Source organism: Chlorobaculum sp. MV4-Y (assembly GCF_025244685.1).
Lineage (GTDB): Bacteria > Bacteroidota > Chlorobiia > Chlorobiales > Chlorobiaceae > Chlorobaculum.
The window spans coordinates 852,190-869,764 of the sequence record NZ_CP104202.1 but is presented as its reverse complement, the minus strand read 5'-3'; the positions used below and the strand labels follow the sequence as shown (position 1 = coordinate 869,764).

General features: G+C 53.4%; 15 protein-coding genes and 1 pseudogene. 6 read left to right on the top strand and 10 right to left on the bottom strand.

Features of this window, described 5'->3' with window-relative positions; translation table 11 throughout:
* Window positions 1-67: 67 nt before the first annotated feature.
* The 8 genes and pseudogenes from NY406_RS04175 to NY406_RS04140 form a co-directional block, all read right to left on the bottom strand.
* Window positions 68-502: a hypothetical protein gene (locus NY406_RS04175; protein ID WP_260633480.1), complete on the bottom strand. Its 435-nt coding sequence runs from the start codon at window positions 500-502 to the stop codon at window positions 68-70.
* On the bottom strand, window positions 478-1,359 hold the full coding sequence (locus NY406_RS04170; protein ID WP_260633479.1) for a DUF3999 domain-containing protein: 882 nt from the start codon (window positions 1,357-1,359) through the stop codon (window positions 478-480). Before NY406_RS04170 ends, NY406_RS04175 begins: the two co-directional genes overlap by 25 nt.
* Window positions 1,356-3,140, bottom strand: coding sequence for a DUF2339 domain-containing protein (locus NY406_RS04165; RefSeq protein WP_260633478.1), 1,785 nt, complete (start codon window positions 3,138-3,140; stop codon window positions 1,356-1,358). Before NY406_RS04165 ends, NY406_RS04170 begins: the two co-directional genes overlap by 4 nt.
* A 188-nt stretch (window positions 3,141-3,328) precedes the next feature.
* Window positions 3,329-3,880 carry a nucleoside deaminase gene (locus tag NY406_RS04160; RefSeq protein WP_260633477.1) on the bottom strand — a complete coding sequence of 184 codons (552 nt, stop codon included), beginning with the start codon at window positions 3,878-3,880 and terminating at the stop codon, window positions 3,329-3,331.
* A gap of 126 nt (window positions 3,881-4,006) precedes the next feature.
* Window positions 4,007-5,706, bottom strand: a pseudogene (locus tag NY406_RS04155) (ATP-dependent nuclease).
* 180 nt (window positions 5,707-5,886) lie between these two features.
* Window positions 5,887-6,756: a hypothetical protein gene (locus NY406_RS04150; protein ID WP_260633475.1), complete on the bottom strand. Its 870-nt coding sequence runs from the start codon at window positions 6,754-6,756 to the stop codon at window positions 5,887-5,889.
* Window positions 6,757-6,913: 157 nt separating this feature from the next.
* Entirely contained in the window at window positions 6,914-7,786 is an 873-nt protein-coding gene (gene htpX / locus NY406_RS04145; protein WP_260633474.1) for a protease HtpX, read from the bottom strand.
* Window positions 7,787-7,928: 142 nt separating this feature from the next.
* A complete protein-coding gene (locus NY406_RS04140) occupies window positions 7,929-8,159 on the bottom strand; it encodes a hypothetical protein (RefSeq protein WP_260633473.1) in 231 nt (76 codons plus the stop codon).
* Here NY406_RS04140 and NY406_RS04135 point away from each other — a divergent pair.
* From NY406_RS04135 to purB, 4 genes are all read left to right on the top strand, one after another.
* Complete coding sequence (locus NY406_RS04135; RefSeq protein WP_260633472.1) at window positions 8,158-9,426, top strand: MFS transporter; 1,269 nt, start codon at window positions 8,158-8,160, stop codon at window positions 9,424-9,426. The genes NY406_RS04140 and NY406_RS04135 overlap by 2 nt on opposite strands.
* Before the next feature lie 27 nt (window positions 9,427-9,453).
* Entirely contained in the window at window positions 9,454-10,488 is a 1,035-nt protein-coding gene (locus tag NY406_RS04130) for a Gfo/Idh/MocA family oxidoreductase (protein WP_260633471.1), read from the top strand.
* Window positions 10,489-10,522: 34 nt separating this feature from the next.
* Window positions 10,523-11,950, top strand: a complete 1,428-nt coding sequence (locus tag NY406_RS04125; protein ID WP_260633742.1) for a CCA tRNA nucleotidyltransferase — start codon at window positions 10,523-10,525, stop codon at window positions 11,948-11,950.
* 102 nt (window positions 11,951-12,052) lie between these two features.
* Window positions 12,053-13,357, top strand: a complete 1,305-nt coding sequence (gene purB, locus NY406_RS04120; protein ID WP_260633470.1) for an adenylosuccinate lyase — start codon at window positions 12,053-12,055, stop codon at window positions 13,355-13,357.
* 92 nt (window positions 13,358-13,449) lie between these two features.
* Here purB and pgi read toward each other — a convergent pair whose 3' ends face one another.
* Both pgi and NY406_RS04110 read right to left on the bottom strand, forming a co-directional pair.
* On the bottom strand, window positions 13,450-15,129 hold the full coding sequence (pgi, locus tag NY406_RS04115) for a glucose-6-phosphate isomerase (RefSeq protein WP_260633469.1): 1,680 nt from the start codon (window positions 15,127-15,129) through the stop codon (window positions 13,450-13,452).
* Between the two features lie 43 nt (window positions 15,130-15,172).
* Complete coding sequence (locus tag NY406_RS04110; protein ID WP_260633468.1) at window positions 15,173-15,595, bottom strand: ATP-binding protein; 423 nt, start codon at window positions 15,593-15,595, stop codon at window positions 15,173-15,175.
* Between the two features lie 245 nt (window positions 15,596-15,840).
* On the opposite strand from NY406_RS04110, the gene NY406_RS04105 reads away from it, so the two are divergent.
* Together NY406_RS04105 and NY406_RS04100 are read left to right on the top strand one after the other, a co-directional pair.
* Window positions 15,841-17,166, top strand: a complete 1,326-nt coding sequence (locus NY406_RS04105; protein ID WP_260633467.1) for an ammonium transporter — start codon at window positions 15,841-15,843, stop codon at window positions 17,164-17,166.
* Window positions 17,167-17,189: 23 nt separating this feature from the next.
* Window positions 17,190-17,531 carry a P-II family nitrogen regulator gene (locus NY406_RS04100; protein ID WP_260633466.1) on the top strand — a complete coding sequence of 114 codons (342 nt, stop codon included), beginning with the start codon at window positions 17,190-17,192 and terminating at the stop codon, window positions 17,529-17,531.
* The last annotated feature ends 44 nt before the right edge of the window (window positions 17,532-17,575 follow it).

Here is a 17,575-nt window from a genome sequence, read left to right as displayed (position 1 = left end):
TCACCACGCTATCAGAACAGAACCGGCAATCGTAATCAGGAATCAAAAGCGAGGGGAAGGTGTCGCTTCAGGATTTCGGCTTCGTGTCGTCGGCAGGCAGCCGCCTGAACACCCGGTACTGCAACAGCAGCAGCCCCGCTATGGCAACCACGACCACACCATAGAGCAGAAACCGGTAACGCTCGGAAAAGGGCATCCTGGCCTTAGCTCCGGCGAATGAAGGATTCTCGTGTTCCTCACCAAGCACTGCAACCGGCAGTTTGTCCACTGCCTCGGGCGTCACGGCTCCGGCAAGATCGTACTGTGGGTTTTCAGCCAACGGATTGCACCAGAAGAGAAAAAGCTTGTGGTCGGGATAGGTTTTGAACACCAGTACCCTCCGGTACCCCTCTCCGGAAACGCTGCTGATGGTGAGCGGCGGACTGTCGTGATTCCGGAAAACCAGTCGAAACTCCCTGGCGGAAATCCCCGGTATCGCTATAAAAAGCTGGGAAGAGTGCATATCTGGCAAGTTGAAGCTGTAAATAACCCCTTCGGCAACCGGCGCCCATAAGCCTTTGTTGTTTTTGGCCTCAACGGTGACGGAGCGCTGAAAATTGGTCTCTTGAGTGTTGAGTACCAGTCGATCAACAGGGAAAATCTTCTCCATCCGGACAACGACACTGCTCTTTTTTTTGAATCATCGAACTCCGTTTGGCCTGTTTTTGCCGGAATCATATAGAGTTCCCCCGCAGAGTTCCTGAGCCGGAACAGCCTGACGTCGGCGATCTTCAACGGACTTTTTCCGCTGTTGGCTATTCTGATGGCAAGATGGGAAAAGGTAGTTTCCGGAACGGATATGCGGTCGTTCTTCAGTTTTTCGCCCTTCTCCAGGTCGAAAATCACCCCGTCCTTGCGAAGCGTCTGCCACGCTTTGCCATCCCGGCTTCCAAGAACCTCAACCTGACGAATGTAGCTGGTATCCGGCGTGATAATCCGCACGGCGTTCACTGCGGCACCGTTCACATCGACAAGAAACTCAGCCCAGGTATCGCCATTTGCTGTCAGAGAGAGATTGCTCATCCGGCACCCGACCACCTCCTGCCGCGTATCAGGGCGCTTCGATACGATCTGCCAGGGAATTTCCTCCTTCCTGCTGTTCACCACACGGAGATCGGCGAAGGGAGTGTTCGCGTTCATACCCTCAAGACGGTAAATGTCGAGAGGCATCGCGACAAGAGAGCCGTTACCTCCACCCTCCGGCAATGTGATCTCCGCATACTTTTCCCACAGACGGTCATTGAACGTCGCGCACATTCCTGCGGCTCCATGAAGGAGCATCATCAGGCAAACCAGTAGCTGAAGGAGATGTTTTTTCATGATTGATCCTCTCCGAAAATGATATGCCGGAAGCGGTTGTAGCCATAAGAGACGGCAAGAAGCAACACCCCCAGAATGATAAAGGAGATAATGCGATACACAGGTTCGAGGAACGACAGATCCATCAAAAACACCTTCAGCACCGCAACCCCGAGAATCACGATGCCCAGAATACGGGCCCTGCGAATCCGTCTGGCGATACCGATTCCTGTCAGGAACGAAGCATAGAGTGCCCATAGTACGGAAAGAGACATCTGGCAGGCATAAACCGGAGAATCGGTGCCGGTAACCGCGAGATAGAAGAAATCATGAGCCTCAAGGGAAATCAGGAGCAGCGACAACGCCTGGGTGATGAAAAAGATGATGGCGTTGACGCTTTTTTCGTTGACGCTGAGGATATTCCTGTTCCGTGAACCGGCATAGAGCAGCACATAAAAAGCGGCTATCGCGGTTGCGCAACCCGGGAAACGCTTGTTGAAAACAGGAATGAACTGTTCAAAAGGCCCGGCGTGGAATGCGGCTTCATGCGCAAACCGCAACAGCACAACAAGGGCAAGCAGATATGCACCCCAGCGAAAAGCCGGCAGATTGAGCCTGAACGCCCACCAGCCAAGTACGGCCATTTCAGTCGAGAGCGCCGCCAGAACCCACCGCTGTTCAAGGGAGATGAACGTTGCAATAACAGTCATCACGACGGACAATGCCGTGTATGACACGACAACCATGCGCGTCCCACCTGAACGGTGACTGGCAAATATGGCCAGACCGATCTCGATACCGGCAAGCATCAGGGCAAAAAACCTCAGGGGCCAGGTATAGGCAAATTCCTGCTGGGCAAAAACCGCCATGAAGAACAACAGCCCGGAGCCAAAAATGACCAGATGATCGGCTGTCGATTCAGAATCCTTACGAATGCGGAAGAGCTGGATATAAAGGTTATAAGCCACAAAAAACACCATGACGGCAACGAAAGCCATCGTCTGCTGATCGACGGTGTAATATGCCTCGTGCCACAGCGCGTAGAGCAGTGCCGTGCCGAAGAGCGAAACGGCGGCGAGTGACGGCCACTGCCGGAAACGCAGCAGAATAAGAGTGCCTGCGTCAAGCAGCAGCGTGTAGCTGAACAAAAGGAGTGGCTGGTTCTCGCCGGTTGACAGCACGACCGGAGTCAGAATTCCGCCCGCGAGTGCAACCAGCGCCAGAGCATATGCCGAATAACGATGTGAGAGCGTCATGCCGACTGTTGTGACCGCAACCATGCCGGTTGCCGCCAGAAAAGCGGGAATCAGATGAAAAAGCGTAAATGCCGCATAAAAAGACAGATAGAGCACAGCCAAACCACCGCCGCTGAGTACTTGCGCATAGCGCCCGAGGTTTTTCTGTTTTTGCAGGTACTCGCCGGTTGCAAGAAAAGCGATACCGCCAACGATGCCGAGCATCACCCGCCCAGCCTCGCCAATCAGGTTGTTGTCAAAGGAGTATTTGAGGAAAAAGGCCACGCCGAGAATGACGGCGACAATGCCGATCGTGCCAATCCAGCGGGTACCGATGACATTTTCAAGGTTGGCCGATGAAGATGTTCTGGAGCTTTTCGGGCGTTGAGATTGAGAAATTGACGTCGCCCCTGTCGTCTGGGCATGCTCGTCCTTCAGCGTTGAAACCGCAGGTGCGCCCGCATCCGGCTGCTTTTTTAACCGCAGGACTTCATCTTCAAGCTCCTGCACCCGGGCGATGAGCATATCGATACACTGATCCCGCTCCTCTTCGGTTCGCATTCCCATACTTGCATCAGCATCTTGTGATTAAGGAATGTATGCCCCTCCCCGCATGAACAGCGAATGAGTAAGACTGGCTGCACGGATTACAGTTATAAGTACAAAGAGTACGCCTGATTTTCAAACGCACCCGGCTAAAAAAGGAGGCTCGGAGTTCGATTTCCTGCGGACACTGCACCTGCTTGGCGCAAGCATCATCCTTTCCGTGAGTTATAGATATGACCACCCGTCCGGGCATAGAGCTGTAAAACTTCGCGAGCTGCTTCACGCTCAACGCAGGTGGTAACACGAATGCCTCGGGCTTCGAGTTCCTCTGTCCAGTTCTCCGGCTTTGGCCCTTCATCGAATCCGATCGCCTTGGCATCCTCGGAGAATGCTCCGGTCACAAGATGCCGGATACCCGACCAGGGTATTGCGCCAAAACACATCGCGCACGGCTCGGTGCTCGTCACCAGCTCATGCGCAGGCATGTCAGGGCTGCCAAGATCGTAAGCATCTAACTGTTTTTGCGCCAGCGCGATAGCTACCATTTCGGCGTGCAGGATCGATGACTTCTGAGTAAAAACCAGATTGACTCCAAGCGAAACCAGCTGTCCCGACCCAATCTCAAACACCGCCGCCGCAAACGGCCCACCACTCCCCTCCTCGACATTTTTCCGCGACGCATCGATGACAAACCGCATCCGCGCTTCGAGCGAAGGCAATGGATCGTATGTGCTGGCATATCTCTCCAGCCATTCGGGCATTGAAAAGTGTATGCGACGTGGCTGGTGGAACACTTATTCTTTTTGAGGTCAAATACAAAATCATCACAACTTTATCAATCCTTTCTTCAACGGATCAACATCTTTTTATTATAAAAATTTTAATAATCAACCCTTATCTAATAATGATTTCAATTTTCCCATAAACTCATATATATCATCATGGATCTCGTCTTCCGTCATATTAATAGCAATTTCTTCACGTAAGATCTGTATCGATGGATTATTTTTCTTAAACGATGGAAAAGCGAATCATCTTTTTCAAATAACAGTTTTTTACCATCAACCACAGCAAATACATTGGCAGATATATTTCTCCAGCTTTGTTTCCTTGGCAAAACAAGATTCTGAGACTCAAAATAGTCATCAATCAGACTTAATATTGACATTGAAAACAAATCACTCTCAGATAATCCAAGCTTCTCCAAAGCCACTCTTTTCCATACATCAGGAACAAATAAGTAATTCTCAATATTTTTTCTTTGCCACTCGAAAAGCACTTGATTGTCTTTTCGTGGGTGATAACCTTCAGCTTCATCATAATCAAGAAGGATCATTCTCCTCAGATCAGGAACAATCTGTTTTAAGGCCTGATAATGATCGTCTGCCAACTCCTTCATTTTTTGTTTGCTCCCACCACTCATAGACTTGAAACACACCTTATCTATAACTTCATCGGCACCACAAACGTTTGACCAAGCTCTTATAATTCGTTCATCACTTTCACCTTCTATATATACTATATATGGATAGGCCATTGTCCTGACAATTTCTTCATTTGAGACTTCTGCCATTGCCCGAATAATTTCTGGAACAGACTCTATCCTTTTTGGCTTTTGACCCATAAGAGAAACAATCTGGCTCGCATCGACACCACGGGAAAATTCCTCCGCGTGAGTGGCAATAAGAAACTGGATATTCTTCTCTTGAGACTTTTGTTTGAAATAGTCAAGGATTTCACGCTGCAAATTGACATGAAGATGCGCATCAGGTTCATCAAGGAGAATAACCGTCGGATTATAACCATATAAAAACGCAAGCAAAGTCAACGTTTGGTGAAATCCGCTTCCTCCTGAAATAATATCAAATTCTTTTTCGTTTTGACGATACTCGACAGTTATATACACATCTTTCTGCTTGTCATAGTCAGGCTCACATATCTCAACAGAAAACCATCTTTTCACAACAGCAGCTAATTCATCCCAATCACCACGGCGTATATCCTGTTTAACTTTAAACAATAAATTTCTCAACACACTACCAGGCTGGCCTTTTCCTACCTGTTGTCTTATTGGTGCGACATCCAACCACTTCTCCATAGGGTCCAATCCCGAAAAAGGTGGGACATATGCAATTCTTGGCAAATTATTTTCTAATTCCCTGAAACGCCCCCACCCTTCTTCGGGAATAGCATAAATCGTCTGCGGAGATTGATAACGTAAATCTATACCAAACGTCTCTCTTTTGTCAAATGATACTTGCCACTCAACTATTATCTGAATCAGAATAAACTTCTGTTTTTTCTTTCCATCTTCAAAAGGATACTCTCGATCTGTTTTGTTCCGCCACAATAAGTTAAACTCTGGAACTGGTAATGCAGTAAAGTTTGGCAGAACAATCTGAATCCCTTTGGTGCCGCTTCTATTTGAACGATGAAATTCGTCTATACAATACTGCCAGATAGCTAAAGCCTGTAATACGGTACTCTTCCCACTATTATTTCTACCAACCAAAAGGTCGAACTGTGTAAAATCATATTGTTGCTCCTGAACATTCTTGAAATTCCGAAGCGTTAAACGAGTAATCATTGTTATATTCATTAAAATTCAAGCATCAACATTAAAATAAAATATCACTTATTTTTTTTAATCTGCTTATCCAATCAATAATAATGATTTCAAATTGATTTTCTCATCAATCGTTACACCGCTGAAATCAACTCCTCATCCCGCCCCAACAATCCTGCCATTCCAAGAATCAATCCCAAATCACCCCCGATTTGCTTCGCTCTTTTGCTTCCCTTTCGCGCCGAACAGAACAGAAAGCATCAGAATCAACAGCACCAAAGTCATCAAGACGATTTCGATGACATACTTCGACGGCTGGATCCAGATTTCGGTGAAAACATTCCATCTGCCGAGGATTTCAACGAAGTTCCAGAAGATGAGCACTGTCGGGATCGCGTAGCGGATGGCGTATGCCAGATTGCTGATTTTCAGGAGTTTGACGAAAAGCAACACCGACCATAACAGCGAACCGAAAGCGATAAAATAGGTTACGGGATGGCGGTCTCCGGCGAAGTTATCGTCGTAGGCAAACAGGAGCAGCAGATAAAAGCCCCACAACAGCACGTTGAACTCCATGAAGGTGATCATGGCCACGTTCCGGGACGAGCGGGCCTGGCCAAGCCGGGAATCGAAACGCAACAGGCGCTGAAACCACAGGAAAAATCTGCATCCCGAACGAACACCGAACAGGTAGTAGAGCATGATGATTGCAAAAAATCCGACCGAAGAGGGCATGAGCAGATATTCAGCCCGGGTTACCACTTCGCCGTTCGCCATCACAGGCGCGATGCCAAGACGGCGGGCGTAGTACTCGAAGCCGATCTCGATCCACCCAGACCAGACGAAAAGAGCGCCGAACATGCCGAGCATGGTTGCAATCAGCTCTTTCGATGTAAACAGTCCCGCAATCAGCAAGCCGCTTCCTGCAATGCCGAGCAGCACTCCGGCCAAGGCGACGTGCTCCCTGCCAAGCGCGCTTTGCAGAACGATGACGGCTGCGTGACCGAGAGGCATCGTCAGCAAAACAATCGAAAAAGCTGAAAATGCGATGAGGGGCTTGAGGCGTTTCATAAACGTGGTGTTGAATCGAAATATCAGTGATGAGCAAAATAACCGCTGCGCAGCCGAAGCGCAACGTAATCGCAATCGCGAGTGGGAACAATAAAAAAAGGGTGTCCCGAAACTACGGAACGCCCCCTGCCGTATCGATCATCGACGCTCAACCGCTTCAGCGAGCGGTTTCAAGCGCGGCGATTCGCGATTCGAGTGGCGGATGGCTGCTGAAAAGCGCCATGATTCCGCCGCCGGTGATGCCGCTGGCCGCCATTTGTTTTGGCAACTGGCCCGCTTCGAGGCTGCCCAGCGCCCGGAGAGCTTCGATCATCGGCCGGCGATCACCCATCAGCGAAGCCGCCCCTGCGTCCGCACGGAACTCGCGTTTGCGCGAGAAGTACATCACGACGATGGAAGCAAGAATGCCGAACAGTATCTCGCAAACGATACTGCCAATCATGTAGCCGATGCCAACCCCACCTTCATCGTCGTCCCTGCGCAGAAAACTGTCTATCGCATAACCTGCGACGCGGGAGAGAAAGATCACGAAGGTGTTGAGCACGCCCTGAATCAGGGTGAGCGTCACCATGTCGCCGTTCTGGATGTGGGCAACCTCGTGAGCGAGCACTGCCTCGACCTGTTGCTTGTTCATGCTTTGCAAGAGTCCGGTAGAAACGGCGACCAGCGACCTCGACTTGCTCGCGCCGGTAGCGAAGGCGTTGGGCGCGCCATCATAGATAGCCACCTCAGGCGTCGGCAACCCGGCTTTTGAGGAAAGCCGCTTCACCGTGTTCACGAGCCATGCTTCGTCCTGGTTTGCCGGTTGTGCGATAACCCGCGCGCCGGTGCTCCATTTGGCTATCGTTTTGGACATCAGCAACGACATGAAAGAGCCGCCAAAGCCGATCAGGGCTGCGAATGCCAGCAACATGCCCATATTCAGCCCGTTACTGGTCAGGAATCTGTCGATGCCCAGCAGACGCGCACTGACCGACAACACCAGCAATACCGCAATGTTGGTTATCAAAAACAGAACTATTCGTTTCATCCGCACTCCCCTGCGTTATCAGTTATGGTTTGTTTTATTTGAAAGTATCGATATCGAAAGGCGACACAGGGCTGGAGCGGCAATCAGTCAGCCGCTTGTCCAGGGACTCGCTACGCGCAGTGTCGACCCTGAGGTTGGACGTTCAGCCCTGCAAAGTCTTGCGAAATTTATGGAAATAACAAACAATAAAATCACAACGCCCCCTTTCGCCGGACGCGGGAATACTGAGTGCGACACCAAACATCGAGCCCGGCACAAAGGAAAACTTCGCACGACTTCCGGAGCGCCCACAATCTTGACGCCGCGTTTCAACATGGCAGGCGATTTTTGTATTTTGGGCTTTTTCCGCTTCACCTAACGGCTTGCCCTTCATGAAGAAATCTCCGCTGGCCATTCTGTTCCTGACAGTACTGCTCGATCTGATCGGCTTCGGTATCGTGCTGCCGCTGCTGCCGACCTATGCAAAGGAGCTTGGCGCGTCGCCCTTCATGATCGGCCTGATCGCGGCTATCTACTCGACAATGCAGTTCATCTTTTCGCCGATCTGGGGCAAGCTGAGCGACAAGATCGGACGTCGGCCGGTGATGCTGTCGAGCATCTTTCTGGCTTCAATCTCTTATGTATTTTTCTCGCAGGCGGTCACCATTCCCCTGCTGATTCTGGCCCGCTCGCTCTCGGGCATCGGCTCGGCCAATATCGCAGCGGCGCAGGCAGCCATTACCGACGTCACCGACTCGAAAAGCCGGTCCGGCGCAATGGGCATGCTCGGCGCGGCCTTCGGCATCGGCTTCATCATCGGCCCGCTCGTCGGCGGCGTGCTGATGACCAATTTCGGCATCTCGATGGTCGGTCTGTTCGCCGCCGGCCTCAACTTCATCAACTTCACCCTGGCGTTCTTTCTGCTGAACGAAACCAATCCTCACGCCGAGGGCTTCCTGTCGCTTTTCAGAAAAAACCCGAAATCGGTGGGTCATGCCAACAACTCCCTGCTGGCTTCCCTGTCCCGCAAGAGCAGCGCCTACATGGAAAAAATCTCCGCCGCCTTCAGTTCCCGACCGGTGGTGCTGTTGATGATCATCAACTTCATCTATACGCTGGCCATCGTGAACATGCAGGTTTCGGCCATTCTTCTCTGGAGCGATGTCTATCATGCCACCGAGCAGCAGGTCGGCTATCTGTTCGCCTACGTAGGTTTCTTTACCGTTATCGTGCAAGGGGTGATGCTGCCAAAGATGACCCGCAAATATGGAGAGCACAAGCTGATGGTTTTGGGTCACATCACCTCGTTCATCGGCGTCTTTTTCATTCCGTTCATCCCGGTCACTTCGCTCTTCACGGTCGGCCTTGCCATCCTGCTCTTCTTCGCCATCGGCACCAGCCTGGTCAATCCGCTCAACATTTCGATGATCTCGCTTTACAGTTACAAGCAGAAGCAGGGCCAGATCATGGGGTTCGCGCAGTCGGTCAACGCGCTGGCCCGCATTCTCGGCCCGTTCAGCGGCAGCATTCTGTACGGATATGACCACCGCATGCCGTACTACGTGGCCGGTGCGCTGACCGTGGTCGGCACCTTCATTTCGATGACCCTGTTCAAATATGAAATCGAGGCTTTCGAGCCGACTACGGAAATAGCTGAATAAACTGCCTGAATTGAAAAGGAGAACCCCATGCGCATAGGCGTTGCTGGCGTCGGCAAGCTCGGCGAATTTCATACCAATCTTCTGAAACAGATTGCCGCCGAAGCCCCGGACGTAGAGTTTTCCGGCGTGTTCGACCTGAACCCCGAGCGGTTGCAGGAGATCGGCAAAAAATACGGTGTAGCGTGTTTCTCGACGCTGGAGGAGCTGGCCGCTTCGTGCGACGCCGCGGTGATCGCGACAACGACCAGCTCGCACTACGCCATTGCAAAGCAGTTGCTCGAAGCAGGACTGCACCTCTTCATCGAGAAGCCGATCACGACAACTCTGGGGGAGGCTGACGAGCTGATCCGCATCGAGAAAGCAAAGAAACTGACCATCCAGGTGGGCCACATCGAGCGCTTCAACCCGGCACTGCTTGCCGTCGAGCCCTACATTGGAGAGCCGATGTACATCCAGGCCGAGCGCCTGAGCGGCTTTTCACGCCGCGTGACCGACGTATCGGTGATCCTCGATCTGATGATCCACGATATCGACCTCGTGCTCTCGCTCATCAAGTCTGACATCCGCAGCATCACGGCTTCGGGCGTGAAGGTCTTCTCGAACGAACTCGACATGGCCACGGCGCGCATTGAGTTCGAGAACGGCGCCATCGCCAACGTGACAGCGAGCCGACTCAGCCGGAGCAAGCTGCGCAAAATGCGCTTTTTCACCCGCAACCCGAAAAGCTACGCCTCGCTCGATTTCACCAGCGGCAAGTCGGAGGTGTTCCGTCTGGTCAGGCCCGATCAGCTCTCCTCGAAAAACCCGATCAAAAATTTCGCGACGAAAAAGATTCTGGAACAGTTCGGAGAAATTCAGGATTCACTGAAGGACATGGCGCTCGATTACGTCAGCCCCGACGTTCCGAAAATCAACGCACTGAAAGAAGAGCTCGAACAGTTCATTAATGCCATCCGCACAGGCAAACCGGCGAAAGTCACCTCCGAAGAGGGACGCCGCGCCCTGATGGTGGCCGGAAAAATCACCGATGAAATCCGGAAAAATACGGCAGACCTTGACTGAATCCCGACCTGACGAATACGATACCGACGACCGAATGCTGACAAGAGCACACGAAGCCATTCCTGAAATCATGGAGCGCATCGGAGACCTCGCCGACGAGACAGGACTCTCCTGCTATATCGTGGGCGGCTACGTCCGCGACCTCGTCATGCAGCGTCCCTGCACCGACATCGACATCATGGTCATCGGCGAGCCGGTGCCCTTCGCCCACGCCCTTGCCGAAAAGCTCGGGGGGCGGAACTTCGTGCTCTTCGAGCGCTTCCGCACCGCGCAGCTCGAACTGGACGACCCGAAGGCAGGAACCTTCAAACTCGAAATCGTCGGCGCGCGCAAGGAGAGCTACAACCCTGAATCGCGCAAGCCGATCACGAGTATCGGCACGCTGGAGGACGACCTGTCCCGGCGCGACTTCACAATCAATGCGCTCGCCCTGCGCCTGAACCGCACAGAGCGTGGCGAAGTGGTCGATCTGTTCGACGGGCAGCAACACATCCGCGAAAAACTGCTCAAGACGCCGCTCGATCCTGAACAAACGTTCTCCGACGACCCTCTCCGCATGATGCGCGCCGCCCGCTTCGCCTGCCAGCTCGACTTCCAGCTCGACGTAGCGACGCTCGACGCGATGAGCGCCATGAGCAGCCGGATCCAGATCGTCTCGCGCGAGCGTGTCAGCCACGAGTTTCTCAAGATCATGGAGGCTTCGAAACCCTCCATCGGACTGAAAATTCTCTACTCGACCGGCTTGTTGAAGGAGATCATCCCCGAGCTGGCCGTCATGGCGGGCATCGAACAGGTGGACGGGCTAGGGCACAAAGACACGCTATTCCACACGTTTCAGGTGGTGGACAACCTCGCAGAGCATTCAGACAAGCTCTGGCTGCGGGTCAGCGCCCTCTTCCACGACATCGCCAAGCCGGTGACCAAGCGCTTCCACCCCGGCAGCGGCTGGACATTCCACGGCCACGAGGCGGTTGGCGTCAAGCTCGTGGCTCGGATTTTTCGCGCGATGAAGTGGCCGCTGGAGCCGCTGGAGTACGTGCAGAAAATGGTGCGGCTGCACCACCGCCCGATTCCGCTCTCGAAGGAGGAGATCACCGACTCGGCGGTGCGACGCCTGATGTTCGACGCCGGGCCGGACCTCGACGACCTGATGACACTCTGCCGCGCGGACGTAACCAGCAAGAACCCGCGCAAGGTGCAGCGCATCATGAAAAACTTCAGCAATGTCGAGGAGAAAATTGCCGAGGTTGGCGAAAAAGACCTGCTGGCAAAGTGGCGTCCTCCGGTCAGTGGCACTGACATCATGGAGCTGCTGAACCTCCCGCAGGGTCGAACGATCGGCATCATCAAATCGCGCATGGAAAACGCCATCATCGACGGCGATATTCCCTACGACCGCCAGGCTGCGCTTGATTACGTTCAGCAAGTGTACCGCGAAATGCAGGAAAAAGGCCAGGCATGAAAGTTTTTTCACTCTGCTCCTGTGGGCCCTTTTCTCCATGCCTTTGAAGTGCCAAGAACTATATTAATTACTACCCGAAACTAAAACCAAAACCGAACCACAGTGATACCACGTTACTCGCCGAAGGACATTTCCGCAATCTGGAGCGATGAAGCCAAATTCGAACGCTGGCTGCAACTTGAAATCGCCGCCGTTGAAGCACGCATGGAAGCCGGTATCGTTCCGGCTGATGCCCTTGCGACCATTAAAGAGAAAGCCAAGTTCAACGTCGAAGAGATTCTCATCATCGAAAACGAGACCAAGCACGACGTCATCGCCTTCCTGACCAATGTCGCCGGTTATGTCGGCCCCGAATCACGGTACATCCACGAAGGCCTCACCTCGTCGGACGTGGTCGATACGTGCCTGGCCATGCAGATGCGCGACGCAGGCAAGATCATCGTGGCCGACATCGAGTCACTCATCGAGGTGCTCGCTAAAAAGGCCGTCGAACACAAATACACCCTCCAGATGGGCCGCACGCACGGCATTCACGCCGAGCCGACCACCTTCGGCCTGAAGCTCCTGCTCTGGCGCGAGGAGATGAAGCGCAACCTCGAACGCATGAAACGTGCGCTCGAAACCATCTCGGTGGGCAAAATTTCGGGTGCAGTCGGCACCTACCAGCACTTGTCACCGGATATCGAGGCTGCCGTCTGCCAGAAGCTCGGCCTGAAGCCATCGTCGATCTCGACGCAGATTCTCCAGCGCGACCGCCACGCCGAGTACGCTACGACGCTGGCCATCGTCGCTTCATCCATCGAGAAGTTCTCGACTGAACTGCGCCACCTGCAGCGCACCGAGGTTCGCGAGACCGAGGAGTTCTTCAGCAAGGGCCAGAAGGGCAGCTCCGCCATGCCGCACAAGCGCAACCCGATCACCTTCGAGCGCCTGACCGGCCTGGCTCGCGTGGTGCGCTCCAACTCGATCGCCGCCATGGAAAATGTCGCCCTCTGGCACGAACGCGACATTTCGCACTCCTCGGTGGAGCGCGTCATCATGCCAGACTCGACCATCGCGCTCGTTTACATGCTGCGCACTTTTCGCGATTCGATCGAGACCTTGCTCGTCTATCCGGAGCGCATGGAGCAGAACTTCGACACCTCCTACGGCCTGACCCTCTCGCAGACACTGCTGCTCGCCCTCACCGGCAAGGGCCTCACCCGCGAGGATGCCTACCGCCTCGTGCAGCGCAACGCCATGAAGAGCTGGGAAGAGAAGATTCAGCTCAAGGAACTGGTGATTCATGACCCGGAAATCCTCGAGCACATCACCGCCGAAGAGATCAACAAGCTCTTCAGCGCGGAGACGATTCAGGGCAAGCTCAAGAGCAGTGTGGATATTATTTTCAAACGCAACGGCCTTTGAGAACAAATCTTGAGGCTGTAAACTGAAGAAAAGAGAAAAGGAAAAAGCAGGCTGGCTCAGGTTTTCACCGCATAGCCAGCCTGCCTTTTTATTCAGAACAAAGTAAGCTGATCGCGTTTCGGCGGCTGTTGTGTTTTACGGAACTGCCGGTAGCGATTGACCAGCGCGTTGGTCGAAGCATCATGACCTTCGACCGGGCTGTCCGACTCGAACTCCGGCAGAATCGCTTTTGCGAGCTGCTTGCCGAGTTCCACGCCCCACTGGTCGAAAGAGTTGATGTTCCACACCACCCCCTGCACGAACACTTTGTGCTCGTAGAGCGCAATCAGGCTGCCGAGATTGAACGGGTTCAGCTCGGTGAGCACGATGGTGTTGGTCGGCCGGTTGCCGGGAAAGAGCTTGTGCGGCAAAAGCGCCTTCAGGTCATGGCCCGAGTAGCCTGCGGCTTCGAGCTCGGCGCGCGCCGCGGCCTCACCCTTGCCCCGCATGAGCGCTTCCGACTGCGCGAAGCAGTTGGCCACGAGCATGTCGTGATGCTCGCCAACCGGATTCTGGCTTTTGAGCGAAATGATGAAATCGACCGGAATGAGCTCCGGCCCCTGGTGCAAAAGCTGGAAAAAGGCGTGCTGCGCGTTGGTACCCGGCTCACCCCAGATCACCGGCCCGGTGGCGTAATCGGTTTCGTGACCAGCCCGGTCAACGCGCTTGCCGTTGCTCTCCATGTCGAGCTGCTGGAGATAGGCCGGGAAGCGGTGCAGGTACTGATCGTAGGGAATGATCGCCTGCGAGTGCGCTCCGAAAAAGTTGTTGTACCAGATGCCGAGCATGGCGAGAATCACCGGCATGTTCTGTTCGAGCGGAGCGCCGAGGAAGTGCTCATCCATGGCGCGAGCGCCGGCGAGCAGCTCGCTGAAGCGGTCGAAACCGAGATAGAGCGCGATGGACAAGCCGATGGCCGACCAGAGCGAGTAACGCCCGCCAACCCAGTCCCAGAAGCGGAACATGTTGGCCGGGTTGATGCCGAACTCCTCGACCTTTTCGCGGTTTGTGGAGACAGCGACGAAATGCTTCTCGACATGTGAACGGTTGCCCGCCTTGACCAGGAACCACGCTCTGGCGCTCATAGCATTGGCAAGGGTTTCCTGCGTGGTGAAGGTCTTGGACGCGATGATAAAAAGCGTCGTTTCTGGGTTCAACCCCCGGAGAGTTTCAACCAGATGGGAGCCATCGACGTTCGAAACAAAGTGTACCTTCAGCTTTCCGTGAGCGAAGGGCTTCAATGCCTCGGTAACCATGTAGGGGCCGAGATCCGAACCGCCGATGCCAATATTGACCACATCGGTGATCCGCTTTCCGGTATAGCCTTTCCACTCACCGGAAATGACCTTTTTGCAAAACGCTTTCATCTGGTCGAGCACATCCGAAACCTCGGAAGCGACATCGTCCCCATCGACAGTCATGGTGTATCCTGGCGGCCGCCGGAGAGCGGTATGCAGCACCGAGCGATGTTCGGTAAAATTGATCTGCTCCCCTTCAAACATCTGCCGACGCTTCTTTTCTATATCCGAGCGGCGAACAAGATCCAGGAGAAGCTCTTTGGTACGGGCCGTAATCCTGTTCTTGGAATAATCGAGATGAATGGCATTGAATGAAAGAGAAAAGCGTTCATGCCGGTTCGGATCAGTACTGAACAGATCGATCATCGCCTGGTGGCTGATGTCCTGATAGTGTGACTCGAGAGCGCTCCATTCGGCACTGCGGGAAAGATACATGGTCAGCAGATCGTTAAAGGGTTAAACAATCATTCGTTATTGATTAATAAGGAATATAACGCAATACCACTACACAACCACCCAGCGCCTGCTCGATCCTGAAGCTTTCGACAAACCGGTTTACAAAATAGAGACCACGCCCGCCAGATGATTGGACTGTTCGGCTTGAACAGATCGATGTCATGGCGCGAACAGGCTCGAACCCCTCGCCGCAGTCCCTGATTCTGACCTCCAGAAACTGCTCACCATCAACGTCTCCAGCCTCAAGCGTTATGGTAACCGAAAATGCAGAGTTGTCATGGTTGCCATGCCTGACAGCGTTGACAAAAGCCTCGTGGACAGTTAATTCAAGTTCCGGGGTGAATGCATCGCTGTATCCCTCAATGCGAGCAATAGCGCCGATACAATCACGAAGCCGGGGAAGTTCTTCGATCATTGAGGGCAATGACAGCCAGTAATAGCTCATGGTATTAGGCTTTACGGCATTAAAAGAGCTGTTGTTGAAAATACGGCAACCAAGGGAAGCACACAAGCAGCCCCCCACAAAACCCTTTACTTTTTTAGATATTGATTATTCATCGACTAAATTATTATTACGGTTTTGTGTTTTTTTATTAAAATTTTATATTAAAAACATGCAATGAGTTAAAAAACTCAAGCTACACAACACAGCCGGCTTTATTTTTTTATCAACCGTAACTGTTCCAGATCATGAAATCATTTCTGTCGAAATCCGGAGCGATTGCCGCTGGCCTCCTGCTGGCAGCGGCAACCTTCAGTCCGCCAATCCAGGCGGCAACTCCGACGCCTGATGCCGTCAATGCGTTCGCCATCGACAACTTCTTCCTGTTCATCTGTGCCGTGCTGGTACTGTTCATGCAGGCCGGCTTCGCGCTCGTTGAAACCGGACTGAACTCCGCCAAGAACGCCGTGAACATCCTGTTCAAGAACCTTATGGACATGGCGATCGGCGGTATCATTTACTATTTCGTCGGCTACGGCCTGATGTATCCTGGTGAAGCCTTCAGCGGAGGATTCTTCGGATTTGGCGGCCCTGGCATCAGCACGGCCATGCCTGAAATCGCAGGCGGCACGCTTTATCCTGCAGTTGACTTCCTCTTCCAGGTTGCCTTCGCCGCCACGGCCGCCACGATCGTCTCGGGCGCCGTTGCAGGAAGGATGCAGTTCAGAGCCTACCTGATCTATTCTGCAGTCATCTCGGCTGTTGTCTACCCCATCAGCGGCTTCTGGCTCTGGGGCGGTGGCTGGTTGAAAGCGCTCGGGTTCCATGACTTCGCCGGTTCGCTTCTGGTGCACGCACTCGGTGGTTTTGCCGGTCTCGCTGGTGCCATCGTGCTCGGCCCGCGCATCGGCCGCTTTAACGCGAATGGTTCGCCAAACGCCATGCCTGGCCACAACCTGGCACTCAGCACCCTTGGTGTGTTCATTCTCCTGATTGGATGGTACGGCTTCAACCCCGGCAGCCAGCTTGCCATCGTTGGTGGCGACAATACCGCCGCTGTCATGAAGATCGCGGTCAACACCACCCTCGCGGCCTGCGCTGGTGCTGTGGTCGCCATGATCTTCGCCTGGGGCCTCTTCAAGAAGCCTGATCTCACGATGGCACTGAACGGTATGCTTGCCGGTCTGGTCGCCATCACGGCCAACTGCGACGTGGTCTCCTATAATGCTTCGCTCGTCATCGGAGGCGTCGGTGGTATCCTTGTCGTGCTCGGTATCATGCTGCTCGACAAGCTCAGAATCGACGACCCGGTCGGTGCATGGCCTGTGCATGGTCTGAACGGTATCTGGGGCGGTGTGGCTGCATGGATCTTCGGCGGTCAGCCGATGGTTGCCCAGCTTGTCGGTTCACTGGTTGTGCCGTTCTGGGGATTCGTCACCATGATGGCGCTGTTCCTGATCCTCAAGGCTATGGGTATCCTGCGCGTCCACAAGGATGAGGAGATAAAAGGCCTCGATATTTCAGAACATGAAGAAGAAGCTTATTATGGCTTCGATATCTACACAACCCAGTAAAGCATTTAAACGGAGCACAAGCAATGAAATACATCGTAGCAATGATACAACCCCACAAGCTGCCGGACGTGAAAAAAAGTCTCGCCGACGCCGGGGTTCGCAAGATGACCGTGACCAACGCTCTCGGATGCGGTGCACAGGGCGGATACACAGAGATCTATCGCGGCGTACCGAGCGAGGTCAACCTCCTGAAAAAGGTCAAACTCGAGATCGCCGTCAATGAAGAGTTCGCTGACGCCACGGTCAAGGCGATCATCAAAGGCGCGAAAACCGGTGAGATTGGTGATGGAAAAATTTTTATCTTCGACCTGCCCGAATGCATCCGGATCAGAACCGAGGAAAAAGGAAACGCCGCCATCGGATAACACATACGATCGTTCTTTCAGGTGGCTTCACTATTGACGGGGAG